The organism is Bifidobacterium goeldii, assembly GCF_003951095.1.
Lineage (GTDB): Bacteria > Actinomycetota > Actinomycetes > Actinomycetales > Bifidobacteriaceae > Bifidobacterium > Bifidobacterium goeldii.
Genome location: NZ_QXGL01000004.1, coordinates 1 through 15,830 on the forward strand (window position 1 = coordinate 1; position 15,830 = coordinate 15,830).

Sequence of the window (15,830 nt, forward strand, 5' to 3'; positions counted from 1 at the left end):
CACCATCACCACCCTCCACATCAAGGAACGACACCTCTTCACCTACTTCAAAGAACGATAAAGCGCAGAAAATCATTGGAATTACGTGATCCGTAGATTCCACAATTCTCATCATCGTCGGCGGACACTATCGGCACGGCAGCCTATCGATTCATAGGCTGCCGTTTTCATCTATCAATGCTCTCACGAAGGACGCGTAAGACATTTAGCAACCACATCAACGATAAACTCTCAGTATCTTTCCGATAAAAATAGTTATCGACTTATCAAAACAACCTTCGGAAATCCCTGCTATGGGATGCATAGTCGCATCTTCGGGGACATCCCCATGTTCTGAACTATTCAGAAAGTCTGTCCGCCGCTATTCCGCCGGTTTTCCCTGACGATGGGTGTCAAACGGAGGCCGTTGCCTGTCGGGCTCCTTGATCGTCGTCAGAGGAGGCCGTCGTGGATTTGTTGAATCAGGTGCTTCAGTTGTTCGTCAGGTTCGCCACTATCGGCGGCGGCCTGTGGCTGGTGTGGGGCGCCGTCACCTTTGGCGGCGGTCTGAAGGATCATAACGGGCCGCAGACACAGTCTGGACTGTGGCAGATCGTGGGTGGGGGCATGATCATCGCGGCCGCGCAGATTTTCAACGCGGTGGCTCTGGGCTGAGCTGGTTCGGGGCCTGCTGTGGAGGACTTCATCGTAGCCATGCTCAACATGATCGGCGGCGGAGGTGCCGGTTCGATTACGGCCGGGCTGTTGTCTCAGGCGCCGGAGACGTGGAATCCCGCTCTTTACCAGTTGGCGGTGAATGTGCATGGAGTCGCCGTCAAGCCTCTGACGTCGGTGGTGCTCGCGGTCATGTTCACGTTGGAGCTGGCGCGTAACTCGACGCGCATCGAGTCGGACCGTGATCTGGGTGTGAAGATCGTGGCCGGCACCATGTTCAAGATCGCGTTGGTGTTCATCGCCGTGCAGAACGCCAGCCTATTCATTCAGATGTTCAATCAGGTCACGCAGTTCCTCATGCAGGGCGTGTCTTCTCAGATGTCGTATGAGGCGACGGGCGACGGCGGTCAGCTGGGTGATCTGATGCGTGACCAGATTCGCGATGCCGGGGTGATGGGGCAGGCGGCGTTGTTCTTTCTGCTGGTGATCCCGTGGCTGTTGTCCCAGTTGGCGTCGGTGGTCTTCACGGTGGTGCTATATGTGCGGTTCGTCGAATTGTATGCGTTGACGGCGTTCCAGTCGTTGCCATTCGCATTTCTGGTGCATGAGGACACCAAGCCGATCGGCGTGGGCTTCTTCAAGTCGTATGCGCGCACGTCGGTGAATGCGGTATGCGTGTTCATCTGTCTGGTGTTCTATCAGCGGATCGTGGTCGATGCCGTGAAAATCCCGGATTCCGCGGACAAAGGCATGGTGGCGTGGGTGACGGGCAACTTCGGCAATCTCATGATGGCTGGCATCCTGCTGTTCTTCGTGATCGCGGTGAGCCAGCGTGTCAGCCGGACCATAGCCGGCGGCGAGTAGCCGCTTACCACAACCGGGGCCAATCAGGGAAAGGATTCTTTCATGTTGCAGATGCGCGTATATAAGGAGATCGCCAATGTCGAGGCGAAGGTGATGTGGGGGCTGAGCTGGCGTCAACTGGCGGCCGCCGCGTGCATGCTCGTTCTGGGCGGAGGCGAGGCTGCGGTGTTCTGGTCGTTGGGGCTGTCCGATCTGGGGTCGTATCTGCTGTTTGTGGTGTGTCTGCCGTTCGCGCTGTGGGGTTGGTGGCGTCCGAAGGGGCTGAAGCCTGAACGGTATCTGGGATACATGCTGCGCCAGCGTTTCGGTCCGAAGATCTATTTGCTTGAATCCTATGTTCCCGCGAGGTTTCCCGGCAAACCGTCGTTGAGGGAGAAGACCCGTAGACGAATCAAGGGAAGGAAGGCACGTCGTCATGTCTGACATCAGCAGCGGCAAGGCGGTCAAAGGCAACGGCAAGCGACATGGAAAGGCAGGGAACAGGCGATCCGGGAATCGTCGCATGCTTCGTTCGTCGAAGGAGTTGCTTGGCTATGATTCGATGCTGTCCAATGGCATCGCGTTCCTTGGCTGCGATCGGTGGAGTGTGTCGCTGCGAATCAGCGACATCAATTATCAGGTCGCGACCCAGGATCAACAGTTGGACGTCGTGGACCGGTGGGGGCGTTTCCTGAATTCGGTCGGCGAGAATATGGGTGTCCAGATCACGGTCGCCACGCGCATGCTGGATCCCGAGGAGGTGACGCGCAGCATCGCCATGTCGCTTCAGGGCGATGCGTTGGACGGATTGCGCGGGGACTTCAACCGCAATGTGCGTCGGCGTCTCGCCGGTCGTTCGCAGGGTGCGGTGACGGACAAGTATCTGACGTTGACGTTGCGTGAGCGGGACGGGGAACGTGCGGTCACGCTGCTGAACCGTGCCGCGTTGCGTGCCACGGCGCAGCTGCGGTCGGTGGGCGGCTGCGTCGGCGTCCGCTTGAACCGTCAGTCGCGTCTGGCGGTGTTGCACGGGATGCTGCGGCACGGTGTCCGGTTCTCGTTCACCGAGGATGGTTTCCTGAAATCGCATGGCATGTCCACGAAGGATTATGTGGCCCCGTTCGCCGTGGACGTGTCGGATCGCCGTCGGCTCCGGTTGAGCTCGGGCACTGCGGAGGTGTGGCATCAGTGTCTTTTGGTGCGTGATTTCCCGGATTATCTGAGTGATCAGCTGGTGTCGTCCATCACGGACATCAAGGCGGATATCACGGTCGGCATTCATCTGTCCCCGCGGGGCAAGGCTGAGGGCTTGAAGCTCGTGAACCGGACGATCGCCGAGATGGATATGCAGGCCATCGACGAGCGGCGCAAGAATCGCAAACAGCATCTGCCCGAGGACATGCTGCCTCATGATCTTCAGGAATCCATGACTCAGGCGGGCGAACTGCGCGATGATCTGGAGCATAACGGCGACCGTCTGGTGGATTCCCTCATGATCGTGGACGTGTCGGCGGACAGTCGCGAGCAACTGGACCAGACGGTTCGTGACGTGACGGCCGCGATCGATGGACAGTCATGTGTGGCCGAGACCTTGGCCTACATGCAGGTGGAGGGACTGAACGCCGTGCTGCCATTGGGCAATCCTTTGCCGCCGATGCGTCGCACACTGACCACGTCGAGCGCGGCGATTTTGGTGCCGTTCACGTCGCAGGAGCTGTTCGAGCCGGGCGGGGTGTTCCATGGGGCGAACGCCCGCACCGGCAATCCCGTGGTCATCGACCGTACGAAAGGCATGAACGGCAACGGATTCGTTTTGGGTACGACCGGTTCGGGCAAGAGCCAAGCGGCGAAGAACGAGATCACCCAGATCTATCTGACCCGTACGGACGATGATCTGATCGTCATCGACCCGGAACGTGAGTTCACGCCGTTGTGCACCGGTCTTGGCGGCGAGCGAGTCGAGATCGGGGAATCGTCGCGCGCGCATATAAACGCGCTGGATATCGAGTATGAGGATGATTCCGAGGGTGATCCGATCCGGTCGAAATGCGCGAGCGTGCTGAACATGCTCGGCGTGCTGATCGGAGGACAGGACGGCATCGACCGCATGCAGCGCAGTCTGATCGATCGTACGGTCATCGGCATGTATCGCGAGGTGCGGGAGCATCCCGAACTGGGCATGCCCACGCTCGTCACCCTGCATGATCGTCTCGCGGCTCTGGACGAGCCAGGTGCCCGTGATGCGGCACGAGCATTGGAGATCTACGCGACCGGCAGTCTGAATGCCTTCGCCCATGTCACCGATGTGAACACGTCCAGCCGGTTCCTGGTCTATGACGTTTCCGGCTTGGGAGCTGAGCTGCGCACGTTTGGCATGCTCGTCGTCCTGGATCAGATATGGAACCGGGTCGTCAGGAATCGCCGTCTCGGCCGGCGCACCTGGCTATGGGTGGACGAGTTCCATCTGCTGTTCTCGAACCGGTATGCGGCCGAATACTTCCTGCGTCTGTACAAGCGCGCCCGCAAATGGGGCTTGTGTCCCACCGGCATCACGCAGAACATCGAGGAACTACTGGCCAACCAGGACGCGCGTCTGATGCTCGCAAACAGCGACTTCCTGCTGCTGCTGAACCAGACCGCCACGGATGCCGACGCCTTGTGCGAGCTGCTGAAGCTGTCCGATGAGCAGCGGGCGTTTTTCACCGGGGTACAGCCCGGTCAGGGCATGGCCAAGAGCGGCACCGCGTTCATACCGTTCGACGGGCGTATCGATGCCGATAGTCTGCTTTACCGGCTGTACACCACGAAATTCGAGGATCGGAAACCCGAATGAGACCCGTCGTCCCAGACTCATTCCACGCCACGCGCAATCTCGTTCGGCCGAACGGCACGATTCATGGCTTGAAGGTCCGTCATGTCAATGGACTCTCACATGGTCCCGTGCTGGCCGGGCTAAAACAGCCACAAACTATCATCAGGAACAGTGAATCCGAAGCGTCGCACCCGATCGGCACAACAACCGTCAGCGCTTTGAACCGTGGTGTGAAAGCGACACGGTCCGTGCTTGAATCGCAATCGACACAGACGGAGACCAGCGAGGACGACAACCCGTTATCACCAATGGCCCCCGTAAGCCGGATATGCGACGGCGTGACCGGTATTATTCGCACAAGACATATCGCAAGAGGTTCAACGGCGCGTGCCGCGGCGGGAAGAACGGCTTCGGTTCGTGCCAGACGTGCGAGGCGTTCCGGCAAGACCGTACGATCGGGTGTTCAGAGGGCCAAATCCGCTGCCAGAGCTTCGACGCAGATTGCACGACAAGTCACACAGGCGGTTTCTCGGACCGTAACGGCGGTGAAGGCCGGTGTCGCAGCATCGGCATCAACTGCGGTCAGCATTCCATTTTTATTGGGCGCAGCGGCGGTGCTGATGGTCTTCAGTCTGCTGCTGTGGTTCATCCCCACCGTTGCCGTCGGAGATGACGGAGGCTGCGAGGCCAGTGTGATCGAAGTCCCGGACGAGGCGAAGCCATGGGTAAGCGAGGCGGCTCGATCGAGCGGATTGAGCGCTGATTTCATCGCGGCGATCATGAAGCAGGAATCCGGTTTCCGACCGGATGCGTATGCCGACGACAGCAACGGCGGAACATGGGGATTGCTGCAGATGAACAGGAGCGTATGGCGCGGCGTGCATCCAGAAGGCGCCGACCAGACGCCGCCTGAAGGCATCACCGAGCCCATGGTCCACGCCCATTACGGCGGCATATATCTGAAAAACCGCTTGGAAGACGTCAAACAACTCAAAGCCGCGCATCCGGGCATGCCGTTCGCCGAGCTTGACGACCTGACGGCTTTGGTCATCGCCCATAACGCGGGCGAAGGCAACCTCATGAGGTACCCGGATATTCCCAACATCACCAAACGGTATCTCGACAACGTGAAGCCGGCGATTGATGCGGGAGGCGGCTGTTCGGCCACGGCAGGACGAACCATCGGCAAGCTCACGCCACCGTTGGTCATGCAGTCTGGCACGCTGAACGTGGATGTGGCGGCGACCGGCGCGCCCGTGGGCAAGATCACCACCTATGAAACCGGCCAATGCACATGGTGGGCGGCCGCTCGCCGATTGCAGATCGGCAAACCGGTGGACGGATACATGGGCGACGGCTGGATGTGGGCGTCAAGCGCCAGAAAATTCGGATACCCGACGGGCGGCGGCATACAGCTCGGCGACGTGGCGAGCTTCGCCAAAGGCTATCTCGGCGCAAGCTCCGATTATGGACACGTCGCCATCGTCGAGGAAATCAAGGACGACGGCAGCATCGTCGTCAGCGAATCCGGCGGCGGCCTCCCATACGCATGGCTCAGGACCCTCACCAAGGAACAGGCCAACAATCCCAGCATCACTTACATCCACTAATCCTGAGGGAAAGAAGGAATCATGCGTCGTATCAATCCCAAACTTGATTCGTACGAGCTTGCCGATCTTATGAGCGATTCCGACAACTGGGATCTTCTTGCGCAAATCCACGATCATCCCAGTACATGGGCGGAACTCGGCCAATGGGCTGCACATGCCATCGCACATCCCGAAACCGCCGGAGCTCCACCGGAACCGTTGGCAGACAGGAAATCCAAGCATCGGTTGTTTCCCATCACACCCGTCATCGACGATGAGTTACCGCGCGATGTGCGGAACAGTAACGCTCCCGCCTCCGAGCCCGACAAGCGGACGGGAACGACGATAGGCATGCCGATGGAGGACGGAGAGCACACCAGGGATGACGTGTCCTTGGCAGAAGATTCATCTACTGACGACGCGGATGAGGTAGTCGTCCATCGGCATATCCCTTTTACTCGCATCGCCGGCATCATGCTCGCTTCGGTCATCGTAACGGGATTAGCCGCAGGCCTTGTCATGACGAAGAAGAACTACGACCATCGGGAGGCGCTCACGTCATGCAATCACGCAATCAAGCAATCTGACATAGTGCGGATTGAATGGAACAAGGCATTGGAACAGGCGGAACCATATGCGAAGCTCCAGGATAAAGATGTGCAGGATCCCAAATCTTTGGAACTGCTCAGCAAAATCATGCAATATCAACCATCGGTCTCAACGGAGAATTGCGATCCGAGTCTGACGGCCGACCGTCTCGATCGCAATTGCGCAGAAACAGAGAAAACGAACAACCAGCTCAGAATCCAAATCAGGAACCTGCATGACACCGTTGACACGGTCAAGGCATCACAGGAACAACAACAGATCGACAACGCACAGAACGTACTGAGCCAAACCATTGAAGACGCCGATAGGCTCTACAAAGAATCTGAGAACAAGGTCAGGGACGACAACACCCGTGCACGACTCAATGAGCAGATCACCCGTGCACGGCTCATGACGCGCGACCAGCAGAGTCTTGATGTCTATAACAGAACCATCCAGGACCTCAACGCAGTCATGCAAATTGTCCGGGATTCCATGACGACTGTGGAGAACGAGGAAATATCCGATGCGGGCCGTTCGGATGGTTCCACGCAGCCAGGATCAGATTCCCAATCATCGGACCAACAGCCCGCACCATCATCGGAAGGTTTATCCTCGCCAGTCACGCAAGGCAATCCCGCTTGGGATGTGCCTGGGCAATCGGTAACCCCCTCATTCCCCGATCGGCTGGGATAGCATCATCGCTGGCTGTACTGTCATCTAAAGATGACAGTACAGCCAGCTGTGCGAGCAATCTCTTTCTATAAGTGACAAACTCTATACCGTAAGCAAGGATTAGCGACAGGAGAACCAATGTAAGTCCGCTCTGCAACAATTTCATGTTCCATCAATCAATACGGTAGGCATAGATGGGCACTGTGAAATCATCGGTGATTTTGAATCCATCGGGAAGGAAGTTGCAATCGACGTTATTCACGGCGATTATTCCTATGCAAATACATGATGAGGACTATATACACTGCATCAGTACCGAGCGAGATGGCATCGAGACAATTCTCGATGGCAAACGTCTCGAGGCATGCATCGCGGCATTGGTCCGGCAATAGCCCTACAACCTTAACAATGAATACGCAAAGGAGCTTTTCATGAGAAAAACAAAAGCGCTACTATGCACGCTGATGGCAGTCACTCTCTTCGTTGCCCCTGCAAGTACCGCTTTCGCCGATGGCCCAGCATCGGGTGGAGTTCTTCAGACCGGTTCAAGCTGGGGAATGTTCTGGGTGAAATACAACCACCCCTCAAGAAACCACTCAGTCACGATTCAATGCGGTAACACGACGATACGATCAATAACCGCACCTCCCGGGGTATGGGCCGAGGCAAAGGTATCTACATGGTGGTGTTCACCCCACTACAGCTACCAATTGGACTAATTTGATTCGATCGTTGTGAGACCTCTCGCGCGTATACGACATGGAAAGGAGGGTAAATCCACTAAACAACAACACGTTATTAACCACATTTCCCAAAAGAATAAGCATGATTTCAAAGGAGAAAAACATGTTCGATAAAATCAAGAAGCCTGTTGTTGCAGCGCTGCTCACAGTCACCGTTCTGTTTGGCGGAGCGGGAATGGCCTTTGCGGACACCGTGTACTATCAGGGTGTTGCCGTTTCATGGGACCATGGGCGAACCGCAGGCGTATTCAGTTATTCCAATGTACAAACTAGCCGATTTTCGCATCTCGCCACTGCAAATACCGTTTCTTCTGGATGGCAAGAACCGGGAGTTCCGGCAAAGGCATTAGCATTCGTCGGAACCGGTCAAGCCACAGCATTTTGGGATTGCCGTGGTTGAGTAGGAAATAATCGGTATGTTTCGCGCTTAATTCTGATTCTTTTCAATTAAGCGCGAAACATACCGATCTGCGTTGAAGGGATCACACGCAATGCGTAGGTGGCTGCGTTGGACGTCGTATCTAATCGTTTGCATGATGGCGGTGTTGTCGGGCGTGCTGTCGCTGTTTACTTTGAGCGATGGATATCTGGCGGCGATGCGCGCGTATCCGTCACAGGGGCGGATGTTGTCGCTGACGGATGTGTCTCAGGACCGCTCCGCTCGGACGTTGAGCACTCTGACGAGTGTCGTGGCTCAGGCGCGGGCGGTCGTTGTGCGTTCGGATGTACTGCTTTCGCCGGTGGATGGATCTGTAGAAGGGTATCGTCTGGGCGTGTATGGTGACGTGGCCGCGCATCCCGATGAGATGGCGTTCCGTTACCAAGACGCTAATGTACTGGACGCAAAATTGTTGTCGCGTTTGCTTCAATCGGATGTCGATGCGACTCTGGGTTTGGACCGAGTGAGCGCCGACACGATCGTCTCTTTACCGAGCGCGAGGTTCGGCGCACGGCTGACCGTGATCCAGTTAGATGCGTTGGTGCGCAGGTCCGGGACAGTCAACGGCGACTATCGGATCATCGGCCTTGACGATGCCGGGTTCCGGTCTTTGGTGCGGCAAGTGAGCAAGGCGAGCGGTGTGGATGCGGACCGGTTGACGTCACCATTACATGGCTCTAGCACAGAGGACAGTTTCATGCGGCTTATCGTGCTCGCGTTACTGGTCGTGGCGGCCGGGGCGCTAGTGTTACTGTCGGTGTTGGGTGCATTCCAGGAGTTCTCCCGTTTGGGTGTGTACCTGATGTTGGGATGGTCGCGTTTGGGATATGCCGCGCATATATACCGGTCTTTGTTAGTGTGTTCCCTCGTGGTGATGGCGGTGCCGTTCGCTGTGACTTTGTGGGGCATGGAGGGTTTCCCTCTCACCGTGCAACTGGCTGTGTCGGGTTTGACGCCCGGTTTGATAGTAGCCGGCATTGTATTGGCCGCGTCAGCGTTGGGCGCGTTGGTGCTGCTGTCGGTGCGTCCGGTCTCGGCGATACGCAACCGCGTATCCAAGAAGGCACTGCTGGTCGTGATCGCCATGGTGTACGTGCTGGCATCCGTCGGTCTGGTAGCGGGCGCTCATGCGTTGGACGCGCCGATGAACGAGGTCTCCAAGCTCGGTCAGGTGAACATGCGCTGGAGCCGTTATGATTCGCTCCGTCTCTTGTACAAGGAGTCGCGCGGCACGAACCATACCGAATCGTCGGGCCTGTCCGGCGACCATATGCGCGAAGTATACGACTGGTATACATCCATCGAGGGTAAAGACGGCGTGTACATCGCCAACACCCGCCACTTCAACACCGGTTTGCTCGCACAATGGAAGGGACTGTACGAGCAGGTGCCCGAGCAGGCGTTCTGGTACTTCATTGCCTCCCCGAACTACCTGAACGACCAGGGATTCGACCTAGATCCGGACACAGCCGCGCGTGCCGAGGCCGGCGAGCGGATGTTCCTAATTCCCGACACCATGGACTCCGCGGAGCAGGAACGCATGAGAGGCTACCTGACCGAGACCAGCATGAAATACAAGGACTGGACCAGCAGCATCCATACCACGTTCATGGATGCCGGCAAGATCGGATTCGCCACCTACCATCCGTCCACGCCCTTGTTCACATGGAGCGACGACCTGAGCCAGCCCGCCGAAACCACGGATCCGGTGATCCTCGTGGCCACCGGTGCGGATATGACGCCGTTCGAGGCGGAAAGCCTCGGCGCGACCGGGCTGACGAACAGCTACGTCAAACTCAGCGAGACCGCTGCCCAGCGGTATACGGCAACTACATATCTTGCCCAATACCAGCTGGAGGACAACAACCCGATCTACCGGCCCGCCAGCGACTTCATCGCCGGACTGCGCAAAAGCCTGACCGAGTTCATCCAACTGTTCGGCGGCATCGCCTTGCTCGCGGCACTGTTCCAACTGGTCGGCATGGTCACCCTGTGCCGCATCTACGCGGTGACGTACCGGGAGACCATCGCCGTCAAACGGCTCCTCGGCTACTCGCTCACGGACATCTTCGCGCCCGCGTTCATCATGGTCGTCGCGGTGTCCGCCATGTCGATTCTGGCCGCCATATTGCTCGGGTCGACCGCAGGCATCGCCGCCACCGCCATGATGCTTGTATTCCAGCTGATCCTGCTTGCCGTCCAGTCCCGCACGTTGTCCTCCGGACAGGTGCAGGTCATGATCAAATCCGAATAAGCTCGCCGCGCGCATGCATACGGCCGTCCCTATCATTAACCCCGCAAAGGAGCATCATCATGAACACGAAGCTCGTCGCCGACCACCTCTCAAAAACCTACGGCAGCCGCACCATCCTGCACGGCCTGTCCTTCAGCGTGGAGGAAGGTACCAGCATGGCCATCACCGGCCCGTCCGGCTCGGGCAAATCCACGCTGCTGAACATCATCGGCCTGCTGGACGCACCCACCGGCGGCGCAATCATGCTCGACGGGCAGCCACTGCCGGGCATTGACAGCCGCAATGCGACCATGCTGCGCCGCAACAAGATCAACTACCTGTTCCAGTCATACGCACTTATCAATGACATGAGCGCCCTTGACAACGTCACGCTCGGCATGCGTTTCACCCGCGACAGCAATCAGGTCAGACAACGCAAGGCCAAGGCCATGCTTGCCCGGCTCGGCCTCGGCCACGTCACAGGCGACAAGATCATGACTCTCTCCGGTGGCGAACAGCAGCGCGTCGCCCTCGCACGATGCATCCTGAAACCCGGTGACCTGATCCTCGCTGACGAACCCACCGGTGCCCTCGACCACGATCTCGCCCAACACGTCTTCGACGAAATGCTCCGACTCCAACACGAATACGGCAAGACCCTCATCGTCGTCACCCACGATCCCGGCATAGCCGCACAATGCGATCACGCCATCGAGTTACAGGTGGTTTGACGAGAACGCTGTCATATCGCTTTTGATTTAGTGGTATACCTCTGAGTAGGTAGATGCACTGGCTGGTGGAGATGCGCCCGAGTCCGTCCGAGGGTGAGAAGTTTCGGGGTTTTGCGGGGACTACGCGCCCAACTGCCGTTGAGTCCTTTGGTCTGCTTGGTTCATTGGATCTATTGTGGCGTTTGAGACCGGTTGGAGTAAGGACGACTAAGGAGGGGTTCGCTCTATGGGTGGCAAGGGGTATTGGTCGCGTCTGCCCGCTACCCGATATGAACTCATCCCAGCCAATGCCGGTACTGTATTCTGGCACGCTCGTGTCCTCGGCGCCGACCTTGACGGGTAATGGTCTTGTCGGCTTGTAGGCTTGGACCTGATGAGCACCCCGGGGCCAGTCGTGATTTTTCGCAGCACCATCCATTTGCATGCGCGTCGCATGTGTTCCTTAGGCAGTCTGCGATGGTTGAGGAACACATGCTTTCGGCGAGTTAACGCCACCCTTCATCCGATTTGTGGTGTGCGCCACCGGTCCGCCGACAGTGAGTGCGGGTTCGGGAAGCATGAACAGCCTCTCCAGCCGTCGGTAGCGAATGTCGCAGCTCCTGATGAATCCACTACTCCGGTTTGGATGCCTTCAGATTATCCCTAGCATAGGTGCGTTCGGCGATGGAAGGTCCCCACCTGAGGCGCCACGCGTTGAGCGTCTTACCCCACCGGGTCGCCGTTCCCGCATCGTGCACCAGACCAACGCGTGGATCCACGCGACCGGTCATACGACGCCGCAGGCCGTCTCGGCCACTGCACAGCCCGTCCGTGATCAGACCGTCTGGGACGGGGATGTATGAGAACAGCGCCATATAAGCGGCCTTCGACTCGTTCGGACACCATTGGAGACCCTGTGCCTTGTCGTTCTCACTATCTATGGCTATGATCAGGCGCTGACCGTGGTTCATGTACGTGCTGTCAGCCATCACCGTATGATGTCTGGCCACTGAAGGCGGGATAACGGGCCAGACGTTTCAGCATCACGTGATCCGTTTGCTCAGAGCCCGCGAATCGCCGTCACACATGGACTGGCTCGTGCGGCTGAGCAGCCAGCCGAGGAATGTACGAGCTGTCTGACTGTGCCATCCCTTCTTGCAGCATCGTCGAACTCAGTGAGTGAGTGGGCCACACATTCCCATCGTTGGTTCTGCCGTCTTCTTCATCTCCCGTCCGTAGACTGGGCATTTCTTCGCCTTACCGGCCTTACGTACTCATAAGTCCAGCCCATCACCGTAACGTCTCTGTCCCCGGGAAGAAAAGCTCCCCTGACACATCCACTGTTACAAGGCAAACCCCAGTTACAAACACCGCAAAAGTTCCTATAACCCATGATTTGGTCACCTCGCCGGTCGCTGATGTATTTGGTGGTGCTGGGTTCATTACCGTCAAGGAAGAGCGGGCCGTCGCAGTGCCGGTGATGTCTCCCTGTCATCCTTGTAGAGGCTTTTGCCTTGGCTGATCCGGAGGATGATGATGCAGCTGATGCGCCGGCTTCGTATAGTGGTGAGCCACACGCAGTCGGTAATCTTGCGAATGCGGCGAATCACAAACTGTGATTCCAGCCGTGGCCGGAAGCTATACAAGTATAGCTTCCGGGTTCGTTATCCGAGTTGGATGGTGTCGTCGCAGGCGTTGGTGACTTGGTCGGAGTGGGTGGCGATGATGACGACGGCGCCGTTCTCGGCCATGCTGCGCAGGGTGTGGATGACCATGTCAGCGTTGTCGTGGTCGAGGGCGCCGGTGGGTTCGTCGGCGAGGATGATGCCGGGGCGTTTGACGATGAGGCGCGCCAACGCGACGCGCTGCTGTTCGCCGCCGGAGAGCTGGTAGACGGGGTCGTGTTCACGTCCCTTGAGTCCGACGCGGTCCAATGCCCGGCTGATTCGGTTTCGCCTGTCCTGCCGGCTGGCTGTGCCGTGCATTGCCACGTCGAGGTTCTGTTCGATGTCGGCGTTGTCGATCAGCGCGTAGTCCTGGAACAGGTAGCCCAGGGTGCGTTTGCGGAACAGCCTGGCATGACGCGGGTTCATGGCCGTCAGGTCGTCTGGGCCGCATTCCAGGGTTCCGGCGGTGGCGTGTTCGAGCAGGCCGATGATGTTCAGCAACGTCGATTTGCCCGAGCCGGACGGTCCGGTCAGCGCGATCATCTGTCCCGGTTCGATGCGGAACGTGAGGTCGTGCCACAGGGTTCGTTTCCCGAAGGTCTTCCCGAGTTTGGTGGCGATGATGGGAGCTCCGGGCAGGGAGTGGTGATCGTGCATGGTTTATTCCTCTCTGGAGTGATTGGCGGCGAGGGCGCGCTCGTAGCGCGCGGTCGCCAGCAGGTAGATGAGCATGTTCACGATGGTGACAGCGGCGATGAACGCGGGCTGCCAGCCGCCCAGCAGGTAGATGTCGGCGACGCTCTGGGAGCCCGTGGGGGTTCCGGCGCGCAGCCCGCTTTGGATGACCAGGTATGCCGAGTAGAGGATCGGTGTGAGGGCCAGGACGGTTTCGACGGTGATCGCGAGCCGGTGGGTGGCCGGAAAGCTCCAGCCGTGCACGTAGCGGGCGAAGATGCGTTGGGCACCGCTGCGCACATGCGTCTGGGCGGCGGCGATGGCCGAGGCGATGAGGATGGCGATGGCGACGAGCACGTTCATCAGGTGGGTGCGCAGATTTGCCTGAAGTTTCGCGAAGTCCGCAGCCGCTTTTGCGCTGACGCTGCTCACGGCGTAGATGAACGGCTGTAGCCCGGCCTCGCGCAGCGAGACGAGCGCCTGGTCCGGGTCGGTGAGCATGGCATTGCCTCCGGAGGCGTAAGCCGTGTAGTCGTCGGGAGAGAGCACTCCGGTGTCGGAATCCACGCCGACGAGCACCGCGTCGTGGAACAGGGTCTTCTGGTTCGGCATGTTCTGCTGTCCGTAGCCGAACAGGGACTGGCCGGGCTTGCCCGTCAGCACGGTGATCCGGGGCGTCGCGACGCCATGCATCTGGCTCTGCGAGCCGATGAACGCCCGTACGATGTTCTCGATCTTCTCGCGTTGATCCTGTTTCGAGGCTGGTATCACCACCAGCACCCCATGGTCCGGCACTCGTGTGATCCGCTGGCCCGAGGCGTCTTGCACCGTCTGCGCGTGCAGATAGTTCGAATTCACCATCAGCACGTCCCCGGACAGGGAGGACGTACCGTCCGCGGACGAGCCCGTCTGGTTCGCAAAGGCGGAAAGCTGTTCCAGCGTGTATCCCTCCTCGGCGAGGATCATCCGCCCTTGTCGCTCCTGTGAGATCAGCCATTGGCCCGTCGCGGCCGAATACCGGTCCTGCTCATCCTGGGAGAGCCGGGGGTTGAGTCTGATGGCGCTGGCCCGGCCCGCCGTGGCCCATGCCTGTTGGGCTTCGGCCTGGTCCAAGGCCTGGCCTGCGGCCATCCCCGCGTAGATGACCGCCCAGACGGCCAGGATGACGGCGGGCACGCGCACGCAGTAGACCAGCCCGGACGCCAAACGCGCCGGCAGACGTCCCTTGAGCGCGGCCAGCATCGACGAACGGGACGCCACCGCAAACCCGATGAGATACGCCACGACGATCACCATGAGGAACACGGCGAACACACCGGCCGCCAACGCCAACGCCGCGCCCATATGCGACGCATGGTTGTACAGCGCCAGGAATCCCATGAACCCCAGCAGCACAGCCAGAGTCGAGGCCAGGGCCTGGCGGATGTTGGCGCGGGCGTCACGCGCGATGACGCTCCAGTCGGAGTTGCCCTGCAGACGCTGCACGGCATACCCTTTGACGTTCATCAACGCGAACATGCCCGCCAGCATCGCGCACAGCAGAACCGTCACCGCAAAACTCACCCCCAGCGGCTGATTGCTCAGCCACTGCGCGTACGAAGCCGTGTAGTCGGTCTTGACATCCACGTCGTATCCGTCGGCATGGAACCGCTCGGCGAACGCCCGGGTCGCGGCCGGATCGCCGTACACGTAGTAGCTGCCGCGAGGATCCTGCCCCGAAAGCCGGCCGAAAGGCAGCACCGTCGTGTTCATCGAACGCGTGAACCCCGGATACCCGTCGGCCAGCCAACGGGCCGGTTCCCCCGACCTGTCCCCGACAGCCACATACACGGACCTCGCGCCGCCCGGATCCTTGATATCCTCCACCAGCTTGACGATGTCGGCGCCCGTGTCGCCGGCCGTCCGTTCGATCCCCACGATGGTCGACGAACTGGGCACGGACGGCATCGACCCCGACACCTGCACCGTGCCCTGCACACCCAACGGCGCCACGGCATCCAACCCACTGAGCATCACGAACGAACCAATAACGGCGACCAACACCGCCACCAGCACCGCAAACTGAATGGTCCTACCTCGCATCACGGCCTCCATGCAAAATCAAAGGGTTTGCCTGAACTAAGGGCTCAGGCAAACCCGTTCTTGACGATTACACTTATGAATCAGGCATACCGCCAATACGCATGGTCGATACGGAACGGG

12 protein-coding genes and 1 pseudogene are annotated in these 15,830 nt (G+C 59.0%); 10 read left to right on the forward strand and 3 right to left on the reverse strand.

What is annotated here, in order from left to right:
* Positions 1-447: 447 nt before the first annotated feature.
* The 10 genes from D2E25_RS06640 to D2E25_RS06685 all read left to right on the forward strand — a co-directional run bounded on the left by D2E25_RS06640 (position 448) and on the right by D2E25_RS06685 (position 11,307).
* Positions 448-654, forward strand: coding sequence for a hypothetical protein (locus D2E25_RS06640; RefSeq protein ID WP_025263185.1), 207 nt, complete (start codon positions 448-450; stop codon positions 652-654).
* A gap of 18 nt (positions 655-672) precedes the next feature.
* Positions 673-1,518, forward strand: coding sequence for a VirB6/TrbL-like conjugal transfer protein, CD1112 family (locus D2E25_RS06645; RefSeq protein ID WP_125981113.1), 846 nt, complete (start codon positions 673-675; stop codon positions 1,516-1,518).
* A 42-nt stretch (positions 1,519-1,560) separates the two neighbouring features.
* Complete coding sequence (locus tag D2E25_RS06650) at positions 1,561-1,941, forward strand: PrgI family protein (RefSeq protein WP_125981115.1); 381 nt, start codon at positions 1,561-1,563, stop codon at positions 1,939-1,941.
* The gene (locus tag D2E25_RS06655; RefSeq protein ID WP_125981117.1) at positions 1,934-4,330 is read left to right on the forward strand and encodes a VirB4-like conjugal transfer ATPase, CD1110 family; all 2,397 of its coding nucleotides are present in this window, start codon (positions 1,934-1,936) and stop codon (positions 4,328-4,330) included. The genes D2E25_RS06650 and D2E25_RS06655 overlap by 8 nt, the downstream gene beginning before the upstream one ends.
* A 524-nt stretch (positions 4,331-4,854) precedes the next feature.
* Positions 4,855-5,919, forward strand: a complete 1,065-nt coding sequence (locus D2E25_RS06660) for a CHAP domain-containing protein (protein ID WP_241217077.1) — start codon at positions 4,855-4,857, stop codon at positions 5,917-5,919.
* 21 nt (positions 5,920-5,940) lie between these two features.
* Positions 5,941-7,182 (forward strand): hypothetical protein, encoded by a 1,242-nt coding sequence (locus D2E25_RS06665; RefSeq protein WP_239511820.1) that lies wholly within the window; start codon positions 5,941-5,943, stop codon positions 7,180-7,182.
* Positions 7,183-7,625: 443 nt separating this feature from the next.
* Entirely contained in the window at positions 7,626-7,880 is a 255-nt protein-coding gene (locus D2E25_RS10895) for a lactococcin 972 family bacteriocin (RefSeq protein WP_420897336.1), read from the forward strand.
* Between the two features lie 127 nt (positions 7,881-8,007).
* Complete coding sequence (locus tag D2E25_RS06675) at positions 8,008-8,304, forward strand: hypothetical protein (RefSeq protein ID WP_125981122.1); 297 nt, start codon at positions 8,008-8,010, stop codon at positions 8,302-8,304.
* Between the two features lie 133 nt (positions 8,305-8,437).
* Positions 8,438-10,597 (forward strand): hypothetical protein, encoded by a 2,160-nt coding sequence (locus D2E25_RS06680; RefSeq protein WP_125981124.1) that lies wholly within the window; start codon positions 8,438-8,440, stop codon positions 10,595-10,597.
* A 59-nt stretch (positions 10,598-10,656) separates the two neighbouring features.
* Positions 10,657-11,307 carry an ABC transporter ATP-binding protein gene (locus tag D2E25_RS06685; protein WP_125981126.1) on the forward strand — a complete coding sequence of 217 codons (651 nt, stop codon included), beginning with the start codon at positions 10,657-10,659 and terminating at the stop codon, positions 11,305-11,307.
* 280 nt (positions 11,308-11,587) lie between these two features.
* Here the strand turns inward: D2E25_RS06685 and D2E25_RS06690 are convergent.
* From D2E25_RS06690 to D2E25_RS06700, 3 genes and pseudogenes are all read right to left on the reverse strand, one after another.
* Positions 11,588-12,512: pseudogene (locus D2E25_RS06690) on the reverse strand (IS256-like element ISBibr1 family transposase); the annotation flags it as partial.
* A gap of 438 nt (positions 12,513-12,950) precedes the next feature.
* Complete coding sequence (locus tag D2E25_RS06695) at positions 12,951-13,610, reverse strand: ATP-binding cassette domain-containing protein (RefSeq protein WP_125981128.1); 660 nt, start codon at positions 13,608-13,610, stop codon at positions 12,951-12,953.
* A gap of 3 nt (positions 13,611-13,613) precedes the next feature.
* The gene (locus D2E25_RS06700; RefSeq protein ID WP_125981130.1) at positions 13,614-15,710 is read right to left on the reverse strand and encodes a hypothetical protein; all 2,097 of its coding nucleotides are present in this window, start codon (positions 15,708-15,710) and stop codon (positions 13,614-13,616) included.
* Positions 15,711-15,830 lie beyond the last annotated feature (120 nt).